The organism is Luteolibacter ambystomatis (assembly GCF_018137965.1).
Lineage (GTDB): Bacteria > Verrucomicrobiota > Verrucomicrobiia > Verrucomicrobiales > Akkermansiaceae > Luteolibacter > Luteolibacter ambystomatis.
Genome location: NZ_CP073100.1, coordinates 5,279,658 through 5,295,208 on the forward strand (window position 1 = coordinate 5,279,658; position 15,551 = coordinate 5,295,208).

Consider the following 15,551-nt stretch of genomic DNA (forward strand, 5'->3'; position numbering starts at 1 on the left):
ACAGGGCATCCGGTTTCGGCCGGGTGCCCGTTTTTTTTGGATGAAATCAGCGTCCGGCGTCTCTTAACTGCGCGAAACCCAGCCGCTTCCGCATCGCCTTTTCCCTTCGTATGAGACGCCTCGCCACCTTTCTGTTCCTAGCCGCCTCCGCGCTGCTGCCGGTCCGCGCCCAGTATGACTTCGGCCAACTTGGAGGAGATGGTGGCAAGGAGGGTTCGAGCGCCACGCTGGTGTCCGAGGTGAAGTCGATCGCTCCCGGCAAGCCGTTCACCGTGGCGCTGCAATTGAAGCATCCGGAAGAGTGGCACAGCTACTACGTGAATTCCGGCGGTGTGGAGAAGGCTCCGGAGTTGAAGTGGACGCTGCCTGATGGATTCACCGCCGGACTCATCCAGTGGCCGACACCGGAAGTGAAGGACGGTTTCTTCGGCAAGAGCTTTGTGTTTGGCGGCAGCCCGGTCTTCCTCGTGGACATCACGCCACCCTCCACATTGAAGGCGGGCGACCACGCCAAGCTCGAACTCGCGGCGGGCTGGCAGATCTGCAAGGAGATGTGCAAGGATGAGAAGGCAACGCTGAATCTCGATCTGACAGTGGCGGATGCCCCGGTGACGGATGCTTCGAAGGCGGAGTTTTTCCAAAAGGTGCGCAAGACCCATCCACGTGCTTCCACCGCATGGAGCTACATTTCGGTGAACAAGGGCGATACCTTCGAGGTGAGGCTCACGCCGGGCGCCGGTGCTGCGGGTGATCTCGACAAAGCGGGATTGGAATTCGTTCCCGCAGTGCCATTCGTGCAGGCGCTGTCCGATGGGGGCTCGCTGAAGCACGAGGGATCTTCCTGGGTGCTGGTGCTGAAGCGCAAGACGAAGGACGCGTTGGAAAACGACATCCCTGTTGGCCGAACGATATCCGGTATTCTTTCTGCGAAGACTCCACTGGATACCACCACCGGCTCTCCGGCGATTGTGCTCACCGATGTTGGCATGATCACGAAGGTGGGTTCGATGGTCGTGGAGTATTCATCGGTCGTCGTCATGGAGAACGGCCAACCGGGTGCAACCGACTCGTCTGGTAAATCCGTGGCCACTTCACAAGACCTGCCGTTTCCGAAACTGCTGTTCGTGTTGGGTTCGATGGCCGTTGGCGGCCTGATCCTGAATCTGATGCCCTGCGTGTTTCCGGTGATCGGATTGAAGATCATGGGCTTCGTCCAGCAGGCCGGTGAGGATCGCAGGAAGGTGGTGGTCCATGGGTTGGCGTTCACCGCTGGCGTGCTGATTTCCTTCTGGGTGCTCAGTGGCGTGTTGTTCGCGGCACGCGCGGCGGCCTTTGCCAAGACCGGCTCCGCCGAGAGCGTGGGCTGGGGCTACCAACTTCAGGACCCGCGGGTGGTGCTGGGATTGTTGCTGCTGATGTTCGTGCTCGCTCTGAACATGTTCGGCGTTTTCGAGATTGGAGCGTCGGCTACATCGATTGGCGGTTCGTTGCAGGCGAAGCAGGGAACGATGGGGGCCTTTTTCTCCGGCGTGCTGGCCACGCTGGTGGCGACTCCTTGCTCGGCTCCGTTCCTGGGAGTCGCGATCGGTACGGCCATCGGGTTGCCCGCGGTGCAGTTTTTCCTATGCTTCACGGCGATGGGAATTGGACTCGCCTTCCCGTATCTGCTGCTGTCCTGCGTGCCTTCGCTGATCCGGTTCCTGCCGCGTCCGGGTGCGTGGATGGAAAGCTTCAAGCAGGCGATGAGCTTCCTGCTGTTTGCCACGGCGGGCTACCTGCTGTGGGTGTATGTCGGACAGATTTCGTTGGAGAACATGCTGGGGCCGGTGTTCGGCCTGAGCTCCATCGCACTCGGCGCGTGGATCTACGGTCGCTGGCATCTGCCGCACCGGACCGCGCGCACGCGCATGACAGCGGTGGTGCTCGCGCTTGTCTTCGTTCTTGGGGGTGTGTGGCTTTCCAAACCTCCGGCGAAAAGCGCTCTGGTGTGGGAACATTGGTCCGATGCGCGCGTGCAGGAACTTCTCAAGCAGGGCACTCCGGTCTATGTGGATTTCACCGCGCAGTGGTGCGCGACCTGCCAGGTCAACAAGAAGCGCGCCTACACTCCCGAGGTCATCAAGCTGATGAACAGCCGCGGAGTCGTCACCCTCAAGGCGGACAAGACCAATCCGGACCCGGCCATCGAAACCAAGCTGCGCGAGCTGAACCGCAGCGCGATCCCGGTGAATGTCCTGTACGTCCCGGGCAAGGAGCCGGTGATTACTCCGGAACTGCTTTCGCCCGGTTACCTCACCGACCTGATCGGGAAGGAAGTGCCGGCCAAGTGACCCGGCGGATCATTCGCGTGGCTTGAGATAGACCCAGGTCGCACCCCAGCCGCCGGAGCCTTCTCCGGCGGGATACTGGAAATCCCGTACTTGCGGCAATTTCCGCAGCAGCGCGTGGACGCCCTCGCGGAGCGCGCCGGAGCCCTTGCCGTGGATCACGCGTATGGCGTGAATGCCGCGCTCCAGGCAGCCATCGAACCATTCCGGAAGCAGGTCGCCGAGATCGGACGGGTGGAAGGTGTGTAGATCCAGCTCGGGTCCCGGCTCGATCGGGATGATGTCGTCGTGTTCCTCCATGGTCAGGAAGTGGCGGAGGATTTGAACAAGCGCCGCAAGCCACTCCACCAGTCGCGCTTTGCCCTTGGAGCGCCGTTGATATTGGATGGCTCGTCCGGCAGGATGTTCACGAGGCAGTCCACGGTGTCGTGGAATCCGAAGCGATCCTGCAACTCGCGGCTGAGCTGGATGTAGAGATGGTCGATGGGGCGGCGGGGCTCCGCGTGGTGGATGAGGATGTGTTCTGCGAGCCTCCGGGAGATCAGGTAGCCCCAGGAGCCGATGCTGGTGGGGCCGACACGGTTGAAACGCCGGCCCGGTTCCAAACAACGGTATTCGTCGTAGAAGGGGAACTTCAGGTTGTGGAGCTGCACGTGGTCCGCGTCCGGCGGGAGATGGTCCCACAGGTTTTCCAGCGTCATTTCCCCGGCAGGATCCAGCACACCATCGTCCTCCAGCACGATGGCGTGGTCCAGCTGGTAGTCGACGATCCTTTGCAGCACGCCGAGGTGCGACCGGTAGCACGCGACCTGGGTCACCGTCAGCGGCCAGGCATCCACCGGCACCACGAGGCGCTCCGGTCTGGTGGCCAGGCCATCGACCGCATCGACCACCTCGAAATCCCAGCCGGTCGGCAGCAGCTGCGACAGCAGGTGCAGGCGGCGCGAGCGGGCGCGGGGCAGGGAGATGGCGAAGATGCGGCTGCGTTTCACGGGCGACCGCATCATGCCCGGTTTGGCGTGGGCGACAAGGCCGCCGGGGGCGGATGGTGTTTCCTCGCCTGGTATTCTTTCCAATAACGGAGCGTGAGCCGGGCGCTGCGTGGAGCAGGAATCCAGCGGTTGATCGAAGAAGGGTTCCCCCAATGCGTGTCCACCAGCCGCTCCACGGTATCGTAGAAGCCGAAACGGTCCTTCCGCGTCCGGCTGAGCTGGATGAAGACATCGTCCATCGGCTTGCGCGGGATGGAATGATGTTCCAGCACGTAATCCACCAGCCGCCGCGAGACGATGTAACCCCATCCGCCGGTGTTGGTGGGGCAGACGCGGTTGAAGCGCTCGCCCGGCTCGATCATCCGGTAGCCGCGGAACTTTTCATCGCGGACATTGTGGAGCTGGATGTGATCCGCGCCCGGCGGCAGATGGTCCCACACGGTGGCGAGAGTCATCGTGGTGCCGGGCACCAGCTTGAGGTCGTCCTCCAGGATCAGACCGTAATCGAGATCCGCGGCGGTGATCCGCCGGAATACCTCCAGATGCGAATGGTAGCAGGCGACTTCGCCGATGAAGAAATTCAGCCATGCATGCACGGGCACAACCAGCTCGCGGCGCTTGACCCGGAGCGCATCGATCCCTTCGACCACCTCGAAATCCCAGCCAGTGGCCTCGAGCTGGTGCAGTGAGCGCTCCCGCCGTTCCCGCTGCCGGGCCAGCGAGATCAGGAAAATCCGCGTGCGGATGGGGGACATCGGCCGCATTTTGCCCGTTTTCTGCGGCGCAGGCAAGTTCTCCGGGGTTGGCAAGCGCCCGCGATCCGCTACACCGGGGGCATGGAAGAACCGACACGCGACCACGGCACGCAGCCGCTCGACCGGCTGATGGAACGCTGGAAGCTGGGCAATCACGATCTGGTGGACGCCTCCACCGAGCAGCTCAACCACAAACAGGTCCAGAAGGCACGCAAGGGCCGCCAGCTCACCCTGCACCTGATGCAGAAGGTGACCCGTGGCCTGAATGTGGCCATCTGGAACCGTCTGCCGAAGGAGCAGAAAGAGGTCTATTTCGAATACCTGCACCGCCACCTTTTCGACTATGCGAAGGGCTACGACGCGGAGTGGCAGGATCCGAATGAAGCGTTGATGCCGGAGTGAGAAACGGCTACCTGCCCAACCGTTTCAGGTAGTAGGTGCGGGATTCCGCATTGCCGCTTGTATGGGCGGTCACTGAGACGAGCTCCCATCCTTCGTTTCCGTGGTTGGCTAATGCTTTCGAAGAGGCCTTTTCAAACTGCGTTTCCGTGAGGTTGTCCGTCTTGTCGGACAAATCATTTGAAGGGAGAACTTCGTAGAGAATTTTGTATTCCCAGCGGGGTTGGGAGGCGGGCTCCGGCGGAGTGGTCTTTGATTGCGCGGTGACGAGGGCCGCACCAACCATGCAGGTGGCGATGAAGATCAAATATGCAGGTTTCATGGGATGAAGCGGGTTTCCTTCAAGCTATGAAACCGGGGGAGCGTGTTCAATCCGGTTCGATCATTTAATTAAATAATTGCTTAATTAAGTGGTGGGTGTAGTGTGCGGGTGTGGAAGCTCTCGCCGCCATTGCCGATCCGACCCGCCGCCGCATCGTGGAGATGCTGGCGGAGCGGGATCGCACGGCGGGCGAGATCGTGTCTGAGTTCCGCGTCAGCGCCCCCGCGATTTCCCAGCACTTGAAGGTGCTGCGGGAAGCGGGTTGGGTGACGGTGCGGGTGGATGGACAGCACCGTGTCCAATCGCTCAATCCCAAGGCCATTGCCGAGGTGGAGGGATGGCTGGCGCGCACCAAGCAATTCTGGTCGAACCGTCTCGATGCTCTGGAGCGGGCGTTGGAGGCGGATCGTGGCAAACATCACAAACCAAAGAAATCGTCATGAGTGCCTATGGAACCATTGTAGAGCCGGGAGTGGTCCGCTTCGAGCGGTTGCTGCCGGGGCCGATCGAGCGGGTGTGGGAGTTTCTCACTGATTCGGAGAAGCGCGGACTTTGGCTGGCCAGCGGACCGATGGAGCTGCATGCGGGAGGCAATCTGACATGGCGGTTCCATCATGCGGATCTGTCCTCGGTGCCGGAAGAGACGCCGGAGAAATACCGCGATGAAAGCGGCGGCTGCACCCATCACATGATCGCGAAGGTGACGCGCTGCGAGCCGCCGCATGTGCTGGCATTCACGTGGCCGGGCGATGGCACGGAATCCGAGGTGACCTTCGAGTTGCACGAGCGCCAGGAGAAGGTGCTGCTCATTCTCACGCACCGCCGTCTCGCGGATCGCAAGGAGATGCAGGATGTCTCCGGTGGCTGGCACAGTCACCTGCGGGTACTCGCGGATCGTCTGGAAGGCCGGGAGCCGGGGCCCTTCTGGGGACCGCACATGGAGACCGAGAAAGCATACGAAAGAATCTACGCCGAATCATGAGCACGCCGCCGATCGTCAAGATCGTCCGCCGTTATCAAGCTGCGGCGGAGAAGGTGTTCGATGCCTGGCTGGACCTTGGGATGCTCTCACGCTGGATGTTCGGACCGGACATGCGGGATGAGGAGATCGTGCGGCTGACGCTGGATGCGCGGCCGGGCGGACGGTTCTCGTTCGTGGTGCGGCGTGGCGATCAGGAGATTGATCACGTGGGGCAATACCTGGAGATCGAGCGGCCACGGAGATTGAAGTTCACCTGGGGGCTTGCGGGGATGTCGGTCGATGAGAGCTGGGTGACGATCGACATCGTGGCGGATGGCGGGGCCTGTGAATTGACGCTCACCCATGAGCTTGATCCGGCTTGGAGCGACTATGCGGATCGTACCAAGCAGGGCTGGACGATGATGTGCGGCAAGCTGGCGGAGGTGTTGGAGAGGTAGTAGCGCAAGGCGGGAGCCTCGCGCTACTTCTTCAGCTTGCTCACCTCTTTCCAGAACGTCGGGAAGTCGCCATGGCAGTCATGCAACAGCAGCTTGGTGAAGCGCGGCACTTCATCCTCGTAGGTGGTGAAGGAATTGAGACGGGCGTTGTTGATCGGGTCCTCGATCCATGACTTGAGACCGCCGCCCCATTGGCCGCGGAGCGCGCGGAGGTTGGTTTTGAGACGGGTGTATTCGCGGGTCTTGCGTTGGCGCTTCACGGCATCGCTCGCGCCACTGGCGTAGATCGTTTTGAGGTTCGCGGAGGTGGTGCCGATGGCGGCGCGCGCTTGGGCGAGGCGGTGCAGGCGTTGCTCGTAGTAGCGCACGATGTCCGGACGATGATTCGCGGTGAACCAGCGGCGGACGCTTTCACGCGCCACGGCCTCGGCCATGCCTTCATTGAACTTGGTGTTCCCGGAGACGTGGTAGCGGCGGTGGGATAGCTCGTGGAAAATCAGTTCCGCAAGTTCCACTTCATCGCGGTCGATGAAGGTGTTCAGCAGTGGGTCGCGGAAGACTCCGAGGGTGGAATAGGCATCAATGCCATCGCACCAGGTCTCGTAGCCATCGCGATGCAGCCTCGCTTCTTCGGCGCGGGCATCGGCCTCGTTGAAGTAGCCGCGGTAGCTTTGTTTCCCGATCACGGGATACCACCACTGCTTTGCCTCCATCGAGAGCTCCGGTGCTGCGTGGATCACCCATACGAGATGCTCGCGGTGGAGGTCCGCGTATTTCTCGTAGGCTCCGCCGTTGGGCATGTCGAGATGGTCGCGGGCGAAGGCGAGCAGGCGGGTGGTGAGTTCCAGCTTTTTGCGCAGCTTTGCATCCGTGTTCGGATCGGCCTTCAGGCGGCCCACCGGCTTCTGGCGCGACATGACGTCCATCTGCCCTGCCACCGCCTGTGAATAGAAATGAACCGTGCTGCACGAGGCACAGAGGAGTGGAAGCAGGACGAGGAGGAATCGCACGCCGCACTCTAACCTCATTTTCGGAGACGCCAACTCCTTGGAGAGACTTGAAAATGCAACGTTCGCGCACGATCCTATCCTCTCATCCTCATGAGTGCGCCCCATCGGATCATCGGTCAAGGCCTCGCCGGCACCTGCCTGGCGTGGAGCCTGCATGACCGCAGAGCGCCCTTCGAGATCATCGACCGTGAGGGCCACGGCAGTTCGAGGGTGGCGGCAGGAATGATCAATCCGGTGACCGGGAAGAATTTCCAGCCGTCGTGGCGGATCGCGGAATTCCTGCCCGAGGCGGTGGAGTTCTATCGGCGTTTGGAAGAGCGGCTCGGTGCTGTGTTCTGGCATCCGCTGACCGTGGTCCGGTTGGCCTCGCGGGAGGCGGATTGGGAAAAGATCCGCAGCAAGCTGGCGGATCCGGAGGTGGCTCCGTGGGTGGCGGGCGAAGTGTCGCCGCCGGACGAGCGCTGGGTCGGCGCGGTGGAGGTGAAAGGTGGTGGGCGGCTCGACGTGCGCGCCTTTCTCGATGCCTCGCGGGCGTGGTTTGTGGAGCGTGGATTTTATCATCAGGCGGAAGCCGATCCTGCCTCGCCGGAAGACCGACAGGGGATCTGGTGCGAGGGGGCAGCCGGTTTGATCGCCGGGCGGCCCGGTCTGCATCGTTGTGCGAAGGGTGAGATCCTCACATTGCGCGCCGATGGCTGGGAGGAACCGCGTATCCGTGTCGGCGATGGCGGCTGGTTGATTCCGATTGGCGGAGATCTCTACAAGGCGGGCGCGACCTACGTGTGGGACGTGCTGGATGCCGCGCCTACGGAGAAAGGGCGGCGGCAGGTGGAGGACATCGCGCATCGTCTCGCACCGGGGCCATTCGAGGTCATCGGGCACGATGCGGGGGTGCGCCCGATCCTCCGGCGCAGCCAGCCCTTGATCGGACCACTGGGTGAGGGATGGTTTTTCAACGGGCTGGGATCGAAGGGCTCGCTCTACGCGCCCGGCGTGGCTCGGCGGCTGGCGGAGTGGATGTTGGATGGCACCGAGCCTGATCCGGATCTCGACCTGCGGCAGTTTCTGGCCAGCGTGAAACACTCATGACGTCGCATTCCCAGATCACCGGTTGGGCGAATCCGCCGAGACCCACGGAACTTGCGCACCGCTTGTTGGAGGACGTGTTGAAGCCGGGCGATCATGTGATCGATGCCACCTGCGGCAATGGCCACGATACCCTGTTCCTCGCGCGCTGTGTGGGAGACGCCGGGCGAGTGCTGGCCTTCGACGTGCAGGAAGCCGCGATCCATTCCGCGAAGCAACTGCTGCAATCGAAGGGTGTGGACGCCCGGGTTGCTTTCCATTGCGAGTCGCACGCGTATCTGGCGCAGCACACGGCTCCCGCGAGCATTGCGGCGGTGATGTTCAATCTCGGCTATCTGCCCGGGGCGGATCACTCGATCATCACCCGATCATCGGAAACGTTGCTCGCGTTGGAAGCGGCGGCGCATGTACTGCGGCCGGGCGGCTGGTTGTGCGTCGTTTGTTATCCCGGTCACGAGGGCGGGGACGACGAGGCGGCGGAGGTCGGGCGGTGGATGGAGGCGCTGGCTCCCGTTGGCTGGCGGGTGGCGCGTTACGGAATGCTGGGGACGCGGAGGCCCGCGCCCTTCCTCCTAACGGCGGTGAAGCCGGGTTGACGAACGGCGGGAAGAGCGGATGATGATCCTTGTGCGTTTGATCCGGTCCATGGCGATCCTGCTGGCGGGAATGCTTCCCCTGTGCGCGGGGGCGGAATCGCCGCGCCCGGTGCCGAAGACCCCGCGGGAGCTGATCCATGAGCTGACCCGCGATCCCGATGGAGACCTCGCCACGCTGGCCCGCGTTTTCGTTGGCAAGGGCGGCGGCAATTCACTGTTCTACTATCCCACGAAGGACGCGGCGGATACTCCGGCGACCTGGGGGTGGAAGTTTGAGAATGTGTGGTTCAAGTCTGCGGATGGCACCCGCATTCATGGTTGGTTCCTGCCGACCAATCAGAAGAAGGCCAAGGGCACGATCGTGTTTTCCCACGGCAATACCGGCGCAATGGGCTATCACTTCGGTTTCGTCGAGTGGCTGCTGCCAGAGGGATTCAACGTGCTGATGTTCGACTACCGTGGCTTCGGCAGTTCCGGTGGCTCGCCGGTGCGCCATGGCATGATCGAGGACGTGCATGCGGCCTTCGATTACGTGAGGATGCGCAAGGATGTGGATGCAAGCCGCTTGATTTCCCTCGGTCACAGCCTGGGGGCCTCCAAGTCGATCACCGCGCTGGCGGAGAAGCCGGTGGCGGGGGTGCGCGCGATCATCAGCGACAGCGGCTTCGCGTCCTACGTGGGAATGGCGAATGCGGTCGCGGGCAAGGTCGGCACGGATATGGTGAGTGATGAGTGGTCGCCGAAGGATTGGGTGGCGAAGCTCACCCCGATGCCCTTGTTGGTCATCCACGGCACGGATGACGAGGTGGTGCCTTTCGCGCAGGGACAGCAGCTTTTCTCCGCCGCCGCGATGCCGAAGACGATGTTCGCCGTGCAAGGCGGCCATCACGGAAACTCCCTGTGGCGGAACAACGGCGAGTATCGGAAGAAGATGCTCGAGTGGCTGGCCACGGCGATGAAGTGATACCCCAACTCCGTACGCAGAAACGGCGCACGGGAGATCCCATGCGCCGTTTGGTGGAAAGATGAACCGGAAGCGGATCAGGCGATCACTTCGCCTTCGTTGAAGAAGCGCTTCAGCTCGGCTTCGGCGGCTTCGACGGAGTCGGAGGCGTGGCAGACGTTGCGCATCTTGGCGTCGCCGTCCTTGAAGCCGAAGTCACCGCGAATGGTTCCAGCGGCGGCCTGGGTGGAATCGGTCGGTCCGAGGAGATCGCGGACGCGGGCGATCACGTCCTCGCCTTCGAGGGCGAGAGCCACGACCGGGGCTTCCTGCATGAACTCGCGGACGGACGGGAAGAACGGCTTGTCGGCGATGTGCGAGTAGTGCTCGGCGAGGATCTCATCGCTGAGGGCGAGCACCTTGAGGCCGCGGATGCGGAAGCCTTCCTGCTCGAAACGGGAAAGGACGGTGCCGACGATCTTTTTCTCAACGGCGTCGGGCTTGAAAAGAATCAGTGTGGTCTCAAGAGACATGCGGGGGAGTTAGGAGCCGTGGTGCTGACTGACAAGCATTTAAACCAGAAACGGGGAGAACACTTTCGCCCCGTTTCTGGAAACTTGATCATCAAACCTTGGAGGGTGTACCGAAACCCCGGTTGAAGCCCTTTCGTCCCGTTGGGACGAAGAAGGTTTGGTTACACGCCATTAGAGAGGCCGTCCGTAGGTGTCGCAGCGGTTGTGCCAGCCTTCCTTCCAGCGGGCCTCGCCGCGGGCGGGCGGGGAGTTGACGATGCGGCGGTCGAGCACGCGCTTGGAGGCTGCGGCGAATTCGCTGGCGGAGGCCGCGCCGCCGCCGGTGTCGCGCATTTCACCGAGCACCTGCATCAGGCCCCAGCCGCGGCCGTTGTAGCGCTCGGAGGGATTCACGCCCTCGCCCTTGAAATTGACATAGTCGATCAGGGCGTAGGTGCCTTGGCCGGTGGTGGCCACCTTGTGGTAGTTCGCCTCGATGCGGGTGCGTTCGCTGGCCGGAGCGGCGGCGAGGATCTTGCCGAGCGCGGCCTTCGAGCGGGAGATGATGAAGTCGGTCTGGAGCGGGACATTGCCCGCCAGCCACTTGCGCAAGGTGGAGAGGCGCTCGCCGCGGAAATCGGCCTGGAACTGGGCCTTCGAGTTCCACGGGCAGTGGGGCAGGGTGCCCACGGCGGGCGGGGTCACGCCGCGGCTCTTCGCGTAGGCGATGAACTGCGGCCAGGTTTCATTGAAGCGGCCGTTGAAGCCCTCCGGATACCAGATGAAGTGGCCGATCCCGAGGGAGGGGAATTCCTCGCCCACGTTCCAGGTCGTGAGGCCGTCCACGGTGCCCCCGCACTCGTTTTTCCATATTTTCTGGCCGATGGCCGCTTTCTGGCCGGCAGTGAGCTCCGCGGAAGCAATCCCGGCGGTAAGGGTGAACATGAACAGGCACAGGGCGCGGGCGGCTTGCATGAACGCACGCTAGATGGTTCTTCCTGTTCCAGCAAGTTCACCCTGACCGATCCTGACATGAGCCGCTTTCCCTGGGACAAACTCCTCTCCTTCACTCCGATGGACCTCGTGAAACTGGCCATCACGGCCTTCATCATCGTGGTGGTCACGAAGATCCAGGTGGTGAACGACCGCCTCTCCTCCCTGCTGATCGCGCTGCCGATCACCTCGTTGGTGGCGATGTGCTGGATGCAGGCGGAGAAGCAGGGGAATGCCCGGATCGCGAACCACTCGGAGGGCACTTTCTGGTTCGTGCTGCCGACCCTGCCGATGTTCCTGATCCTGCCGTGGATGCTCCGCAGCGGCTGGAATTTCTGGCTGACCCTGGCGGCGAACTGCCTGCTGACCATTGGCTTTTTCTGGCTCACGGTGGTGATCCTGCGGCGTTTCGGGATCGATCTGATGCCGAAATAACCGGGCAGGGGCAAAAGTCTGATAGAGATTGGGCTTGTCAAAAACCCGGATTTCTGGTTCATCCCGCCCTCCGGCTGCTTGCCGGATCTATTTCAATCGAGCGAAAACGACCGCGGAATGACTCCGGACAATATCATCCCTTTCGAGTCGCCGCGTCCGCATTCCCGATTCCCCGGCCTACCCATGAAAAGCGACCTTGTCGAAAAAGCTTCCGAGATCGTTTCCGATCCGCTCGTCCTGGTGAACCTCGTCTCGCAGCGGGTGCGCCAGCTCAACAGCGGACGTTCCCCGTTGATTCCGACCCGCCCGAGCATGGGTGCCGCCGATATCGCCCTCCAGGAGATCATCGAAGGCAAGATCAAGCTCGGCGAGAAGAAGAAGGAAGAGGCCGTCGCCGAGTAATCGGATCCGTGGCTCCGGCCGCATTTGATTTCTCCCGGTAGAACCGTACCCTGCCACCACCATGAGCGAGGACATCGCGACCAATCGGAAGGCCGGGCGCGATTTCCACATCACCGCCAAATTCGAGGCGGGGCTGGAGCTGAAGGGCACCGAGGTCAAATCGATCCGCGCCGGGAAGATCAATATTTCCGACGCCTTCGCCCGCGTCGAGAAAGGGCAGGTGTTCCTGTATGGTTGTGACATCCAACCGTGGGAAACCGCCGCGGAATGGTTCAACCATCCCGCGAAGCGCCCGCGCCGCCTCCTGCTGAACAAGAAGGAGATCTTCAAGATGGAGCAGGCCACCGCGCTCCAGGGCTGCACCCTGCCGCTCCTCCGGATGTATTGGAAAAACCGCCGGGTGAAGGTGGAAATCGGCATCGGCAAGGGCAAGACCCACGCCGACCAGCGCCACGATCTGAAGAAAAAGGTCGAGATGCGGGAAGTGCAGCGCGAGATCCAGCGGTTCAACCGCAGGTGAGCCTTGAAACCGAAAAACCTTGCCAAGTCCCCCCGGCGGCGGTTACCTCCCCGCCCGAACTCCAACGAGGACGGTCCGGCAGCCGCTGGATCCATCCGTTTACGACCATGAGCGAAATCAACCTGAAGGACTATCAAGTCCACGACAAAGACACCGGCAGCGCCTCCTACCAGGCCGCCCTCCTCACGCAGCGCATCCAGCACCTGACGATCCACCTGAACGCCAACACGAAGGACTTCTCGTCCCGCCGCGGCCTTCTGAAGATGGTGTCCCAGCGCCGCAAACTTCTGGACTACCTCAAGGGTGAGTCCGAAGAGCGTTACCAGCAGGTCATCCAGGGCCTCGGTCTCCGCCGCTAACTTTCGCGCCAACAGCCACCCGGGTAACCGGGTGGCTGTTCCGCAAAACAGGGAAGGCACCCAAAAAAGAAAACGCCTCCCTGCTCCCGGACAACGATCCGCTTCCCTCGTCCGCATGTGCGGAATGCTTCAGGAAGCCGTCCGGAACCCCAAGACCCCGCGTGGCAAGGTGCCCCGCGGGTTTGATGCAAAAAGAAGAAACAAGAATATGAATATTCACACCATCACGGCCGAGGTCGGAACGAATCCGATCACGATCGAAACCGGCAAGCTTGCCAAACTCGCCGACGGTGCCGTTACCGTCCGCTCCGGTGACACCATCATCCTCGTCACCGCCGTCTCCGCCACCAAGGTGAAGGACGGTCAAACTTGGTTCCCCCTTTCCGTCGAGTACAAGGAAAAGGCCTCCGCCGCCGGCGTGTTCCCGGGTGGCTACTTCAAGCGTGAAGGCCGTCCGACCGAGAAGGAAATCCTCACCTGCCGCATGACGGACCGCCCGCTGCGTCCGCTGTTCCCGAAGGGTTACTTTTACGACACCCAGATCGTCGCCCTGCTCCTCAGCGCGGACGCGATCAACGACGCCGACATCCTCTCGATGAACGGTGCCTCCGCCGCCCTCTGTCTTTCCGACATCCCGTTCGCCGGCCCGATCGGCGCGGTGCGCGTGGGCCGCGTCGATGGCGAGTTCGTCATCAACCCGACCTTCGACGAGCGTGAGAACAGCGATCTCGACCTCGTCTACGTGGGTAACAAGACCGACGTGATCATGATCGAAGGCGCCGCCGACGAGCTCCCGGAAGAGGAGTTCGTGAAGGCCCTCCACTTCGCCCAGGAAGCCGTCCAGAAGCTGGTGGTTGTCCAGGAAGAGCTCGTCCGCCTCGCGGGCAAGCCGAAGCGCGATTACACCCCGGTGCTCGCCAAGGAGAACCTCCTTGAGATCGCCTACGAAATCGCCGGCGACCGCATCGAAGGTGCCATCTACGCCCCGACCAAGGTCGAGCGTGCGAAGAAGGTCGGTGCCCTCCGCGACGAAGTGGAAGCCGCCATCAAGGAGCGCGCTCCGGAAGCCACTCCGTTCGACGTCGAGCAGGCGTTCGAATACCTCCAGAAGAAGGCCTTCCGCATCTCCATCATGGAGAAGGGCGTCCGCGCCGACGGCCGCACCGTGGGCCAGCTCCGCAACCTGTATGCCGAGGCCAACGTGCTTCCGCGCGTTCACGGTTCCGCCATCTTCTCCCGCGGTGAAACGCAGGCCCTCGCCATCGCGACCCTCGCGCCGGGCGATGAGAAGCAGTTCATCGACAACTACGCCGGTGGCGAAAGCGAGAAGCGCTTCATCCTTCACTACAACTTCCCTCCGTTCTCCGTGGGTGAAACCGGCCGCATGGGTGGCCTGAACCGCCGCGAGATCGGCCACGGTGCGCTCGCCGAGCGCTCCATCGAGCCGGTGCTCCCGCACCCGGACGAGTTCCCCTACGCGATCCGCGTGTCCTCCGAAGTGACCGAGTCGAACGGCTCCACCTCGATGGCCACCGTGTGCTCCGGCACCATGTCGCTCCTCAGCGCCGGTGTCCCGCTCATCCGCCCGGTTGCCGGTATCTCCGTCGGCCTCGTCACCGAGTTCAGCGAAGCCGGTGTCATGGAGAAGTACATCCCGCTCCTCGACATCATCGGCAGCGAAGACTTCTACGGTGACATGGACTTCAAGCTTTGCGGCACCAGCCACGGTGTCACCGGCTACCAGCTCGACCTGAAGCTCCCGGGCATCCCCCTCTCGATCCTCGCGGAAGCCGTGACGATCGCGAAGAACGCCCGCACGCCGATCCTTGAGAAGATGGCCGAGGCCATCCCGTCCCACGGCGAGCTCAGCCCGCACGCCCCGCGCATCGTTTCGATCAAGATCCCGGCGGATCGCATCGGCGAGCTCATCGGGCCTGGCGGCAAGAACATCAAGGGCATCCAGGCCGAGTCCGGCGCGGAAGTCAGCATCGAAGACGACGGCACCGTGCGCATCTACGCCTCCAAGCAGGAAGGCCTCGATCGTGCGAAGTCGCTCATCGAGCGCATGTTCCAGGAGATCGAAGTCGGCAAGGTCTACACCGGCAAGGTTGTCAGCATCACCGCCTTCGGTGCCTTCATGGAAGTGCTCCCGGGCAAGGACGGTCTCGTCCACGTCTCCGAGCTGGCCGAAGGCCGCACCGAGAACGTCGAAGACATCGTCAAGAAGGGCGATCTCATCACCGCCAAGTGCATCGGCGTTGACGAGAAAGGCCGCGTGAAGATGAGCCGCCGCGCTTACCTCCGCGACCAGAAGGCTGCTGAAGCCGCTCCGGCTCCGGCCGAGGCCTGATCGTTTCCGATCCATTGATTCCTCCAAACACCCGGACCGGAAACGGTCCGGGTGTTTTGCTTTGTGGAAAGCCGCTCTGAAGGGCGGGTGTTCATTGCACTGTCCTGACATCCTATCGGTGGATAGGCTTC

The 15,551-nt window shown here is 62.4% G+C and carries 20 protein-coding genes; 13 read left to right on the plus strand and 7 right to left on the minus strand.

The features are described from left to right. Positions 1 to 110 precede the first annotated feature (110 nt). A complete protein-coding gene (locus KBB96_RS20655; protein WP_211631391.1) occupies positions 111 to 2,330 on the plus strand; it encodes a protein-disulfide reductase DsbD family protein in 2,220 nt (739 codons plus the stop codon). 9 nt (positions 2,331 to 2,339) lie between these two features. Here the strand turns inward: KBB96_RS20655 and KBB96_RS20660 are convergent, their stop codons facing one another. Genes KBB96_RS20660 through KBB96_RS20670 form a run of 3 tightly spaced genes read right to left on the minus strand, consistent with a single transcriptional unit; the run spans position 2,340 to position 4,074 of the window. Continuing rightward, positions 2,340 to 2,627, minus strand: coding sequence for a Smr/MutS family protein (locus tag KBB96_RS20660; protein WP_211631392.1), 288 nt, complete (start codon positions 2,625 to 2,627; stop codon positions 2,340 to 2,342). A 2-nt stretch (positions 2,628 to 2,629) separates the two neighbouring features. Next, complete coding sequence (locus KBB96_RS20665; RefSeq protein WP_211631393.1) at positions 2,630 to 3,319, minus strand: glycosyltransferase family 25 protein; 690 nt, start codon at positions 3,317 to 3,319, stop codon at positions 2,630 to 2,632. Positions 3,320 to 3,330: 11 nt separating this feature from the next. Continuing rightward, on the minus strand, positions 3,331 to 4,074 hold the full coding sequence (locus KBB96_RS20670; protein ID WP_211631394.1) for a glycosyltransferase family 25 protein: 744 nt from the start codon (positions 4,072 to 4,074) through the stop codon (positions 3,331 to 3,333). Positions 4,075 to 4,155: 81 nt separating this feature from the next. On the opposite strand from KBB96_RS20670, the gene KBB96_RS20675 reads away from it, so the two are divergent. Then, the gene (locus KBB96_RS20675; protein ID WP_211631395.1) at positions 4,156 to 4,476 is read left to right on the plus strand and encodes a hypothetical protein; all 321 of its coding nucleotides are present in this window, start codon (positions 4,156 to 4,158) and stop codon (positions 4,474 to 4,476) included. Between the two features lie 7 nt (positions 4,477 to 4,483). Here the strand turns inward: KBB96_RS20675 and KBB96_RS20680 are convergent, their stop codons facing one another. Continuing rightward, positions 4,484 to 4,795, minus strand: a complete 312-nt coding sequence (locus KBB96_RS20680; protein ID WP_211631396.1) for a DUF4177 domain-containing protein — start codon at positions 4,793 to 4,795, stop codon at positions 4,484 to 4,486. A 110-nt stretch (positions 4,796 to 4,905) separates the two neighbouring features. Here KBB96_RS20680 and KBB96_RS20685 point away from each other — a divergent pair, with 110 nt between their 5' ends. The 3 genes from KBB96_RS20685 to KBB96_RS20695 are packed head-to-tail and all read left to right on the plus strand — an operon-like array spanning position 4,906 to position 6,214. After that, complete coding sequence (locus KBB96_RS20685; protein ID WP_211631397.1) at positions 4,906 to 5,238, plus strand: ArsR/SmtB family transcription factor; 333 nt, start codon at positions 4,906 to 4,908, stop codon at positions 5,236 to 5,238. After that, entirely contained in the window at positions 5,235 to 5,777 is a 543-nt protein-coding gene (locus KBB96_RS20690; RefSeq protein ID WP_211631398.1) for an SRPBCC family protein, read from the plus strand. The genes KBB96_RS20685 and KBB96_RS20690 overlap by 4 nt, the downstream gene beginning before the upstream one ends. Beyond that, entirely contained in the window at positions 5,774 to 6,214 is a 441-nt protein-coding gene (locus KBB96_RS20695) for an SRPBCC family protein (RefSeq protein WP_211631399.1), read from the plus strand. Before KBB96_RS20690 ends, KBB96_RS20695 begins: the two co-directional genes overlap by 4 nt. A 23-nt stretch (positions 6,215 to 6,237) precedes the next feature. On the opposite strand, the gene KBB96_RS20700 is transcribed toward KBB96_RS20695, so the two are convergent. Next, positions 6,238 to 7,224, minus strand: a complete 987-nt coding sequence (locus KBB96_RS20700) for an aminopeptidase (RefSeq protein ID WP_211631400.1) — start codon at positions 7,222 to 7,224, stop codon at positions 6,238 to 6,240. A gap of 90 nt (positions 7,225 to 7,314) precedes the next feature. Between KBB96_RS20700 and KBB96_RS20705 the strand changes: the two genes are divergently transcribed. The 3 genes from KBB96_RS20705 to KBB96_RS20715 are packed head-to-tail and all read left to right on the plus strand — an operon-like array spanning position 7,315 to position 9,870. Then, positions 7,315 to 8,313 carry an NAD(P)/FAD-dependent oxidoreductase gene (locus KBB96_RS20705; RefSeq protein WP_211631401.1) on the plus strand — a complete coding sequence of 333 codons (999 nt, stop codon included), beginning with the start codon at positions 7,315 to 7,317 and terminating at the stop codon, positions 8,311 to 8,313. After that, positions 8,310 to 8,906, plus strand: coding sequence for a tRNA 5-(aminomethyl)-2-thiouridylate-methyltransferase MnmM (gene mnmM, locus KBB96_RS20710; RefSeq protein ID WP_211631402.1), 597 nt, complete (start codon positions 8,310 to 8,312; stop codon positions 8,904 to 8,906). Before KBB96_RS20705 ends, mnmM begins: the two co-directional genes overlap by 4 nt. 49 nt (positions 8,907 to 8,955) lie before the next feature. Beyond that, entirely contained in the window at positions 8,956 to 9,870 is a 915-nt protein-coding gene (locus KBB96_RS20715; RefSeq protein WP_211631403.1) for an alpha/beta hydrolase, read from the plus strand. 77 nt (positions 9,871 to 9,947) lie between these two features. Here KBB96_RS20715 and ndk read toward each other — a convergent pair whose 3' ends face one another. Both ndk and KBB96_RS20725 read right to left on the minus strand, forming a co-directional pair. Beyond that, positions 9,948 to 10,382, minus strand: coding sequence for a nucleoside-diphosphate kinase (gene ndk / locus KBB96_RS20720; RefSeq protein WP_211631404.1), 435 nt, complete (start codon positions 10,380 to 10,382; stop codon positions 9,948 to 9,950). Between the two features lie 171 nt (positions 10,383 to 10,553). Next, complete coding sequence (locus KBB96_RS20725; RefSeq protein WP_211631405.1) at positions 10,554 to 11,336, minus strand: hypothetical protein; 783 nt, start codon at positions 11,334 to 11,336, stop codon at positions 10,554 to 10,556. Between the two features lie 57 nt (positions 11,337 to 11,393). On the opposite strand from KBB96_RS20725, the gene KBB96_RS20730 reads away from it, so the two are divergent. The 5 genes from KBB96_RS20730 (at position 11,394) to KBB96_RS20750 (ending at position 15,420) form a co-directional block, all read left to right on the plus strand. After that, a complete protein-coding gene (locus KBB96_RS20730; protein WP_211631406.1) occupies positions 11,394 to 11,789 on the plus strand; it encodes a DUF3147 family protein in 396 nt (131 codons plus the stop codon). 183 nt (positions 11,790 to 11,972) lie between these two features. Continuing rightward, on the plus strand, positions 11,973 to 12,191 hold the full coding sequence (locus KBB96_RS20735; protein WP_211631407.1) for a DNA-directed RNA polymerase subunit omega: 219 nt from the start codon (positions 11,973 to 11,975) through the stop codon (positions 12,189 to 12,191). A 61-nt stretch (positions 12,192 to 12,252) separates the two neighbouring features. Next, positions 12,253 to 12,711, plus strand: a complete 459-nt coding sequence (gene smpB / locus KBB96_RS20740) for an SsrA-binding protein SmpB (protein WP_211631408.1) — start codon at positions 12,253 to 12,255, stop codon at positions 12,709 to 12,711. A gap of 107 nt (positions 12,712 to 12,818) precedes the next feature. After that, on the plus strand, positions 12,819 to 13,070 hold the full coding sequence (gene rpsO / locus KBB96_RS20745) for a 30S ribosomal protein S15 (protein WP_211631409.1): 252 nt from the start codon (positions 12,819 to 12,821) through the stop codon (positions 13,068 to 13,070). Positions 13,071 to 13,278: 208 nt separating this feature from the next. Beyond that, positions 13,279 to 15,420, plus strand: coding sequence for a polyribonucleotide nucleotidyltransferase (locus KBB96_RS20750; protein ID WP_211631410.1), 2,142 nt, complete (start codon positions 13,279 to 13,281; stop codon positions 15,418 to 15,420). Positions 15,421 to 15,551: the final 131 nt, after the last annotated feature.

Excerpts from the sequence above, each read along its gene's own strand:
- KBB96_RS20655 (WP_211631391.1), top strand. The coding sequence starts at position 111 with ATGAGACGCCTCGCCACCTTTCTGTTCCTAGCCGCCTCCGCGCTGCTG.
- KBB96_RS20660 (WP_211631392.1), bottom strand. The coding sequence starts at position 2,627 with ATGGAGGAACACGACGACATCATCCCGATCGAGCCGGGACCCGAGCTG.
- KBB96_RS20670 (WP_211631394.1), bottom strand. The coding sequence starts at position 4,074 with ATGTCCCCCATCCGCACGCGGATTTTCCTGATCTCGCTGGCCCGGCAG.
- KBB96_RS20675 (WP_211631395.1), top strand. The coding sequence starts at position 4,156 with ATGGAAGAACCGACACGCGACCACGGCACGCAGCCGCTCGACCGGCTG.
- KBB96_RS20680 (WP_211631396.1), bottom strand. The coding sequence starts at position 4,795 with ATGAAACCTGCATATTTGATCTTCATCGCCACCTGCATGGTTGGTGCG.
- KBB96_RS20690 (WP_211631398.1), top strand. The coding sequence starts at position 5,235 with ATGAGTGCCTATGGAACCATTGTAGAGCCGGGAGTGGTCCGCTTCGAG.
- KBB96_RS20695 (WP_211631399.1), top strand. The coding sequence starts at position 5,774 with ATGAGCACGCCGCCGATCGTCAAGATCGTCCGCCGTTATCAAGCTGCG.
- KBB96_RS20705 (WP_211631401.1), top strand. The coding sequence starts at position 7,315 with ATGAGTGCGCCCCATCGGATCATCGGTCAAGGCCTCGCCGGCACCTGC.
- mnmM (WP_211631402.1), top strand. The coding sequence starts at position 8,310 with ATGACGTCGCATTCCCAGATCACCGGTTGGGCGAATCCGCCGAGACCC.
- KBB96_RS20715 (WP_211631403.1), top strand. The coding sequence starts at position 8,956 with ATGGCGATCCTGCTGGCGGGAATGCTTCCCCTGTGCGCGGGGGCGGAA.
- ndk (WP_211631404.1), bottom strand. The coding sequence starts at position 10,382 with ATGTCTCTTGAGACCACACTGATTCTTTTCAAGCCCGACGCCGTTGAG.
- KBB96_RS20725 (WP_211631405.1), bottom strand. The coding sequence starts at position 11,336 with ATGCAAGCCGCCCGCGCCCTGTGCCTGTTCATGTTCACCCTTACCGCC.
- KBB96_RS20730 (WP_211631406.1), top strand. The coding sequence starts at position 11,394 with ATGAGCCGCTTTCCCTGGGACAAACTCCTCTCCTTCACTCCGATGGAC.
- KBB96_RS20735 (WP_211631407.1), top strand. The coding sequence starts at position 11,973 with ATGAAAAGCGACCTTGTCGAAAAAGCTTCCGAGATCGTTTCCGATCCG.
- smpB (WP_211631408.1), top strand. The coding sequence starts at position 12,253 with ATGAGCGAGGACATCGCGACCAATCGGAAGGCCGGGCGCGATTTCCAC.
- rpsO (WP_211631409.1), top strand. The coding sequence starts at position 12,819 with ATGAGCGAAATCAACCTGAAGGACTATCAAGTCCACGACAAAGACACC.
- KBB96_RS20750 (WP_211631410.1), top strand. The coding sequence starts at position 13,279 with ATGAATATTCACACCATCACGGCCGAGGTCGGAACGAATCCGATCACG.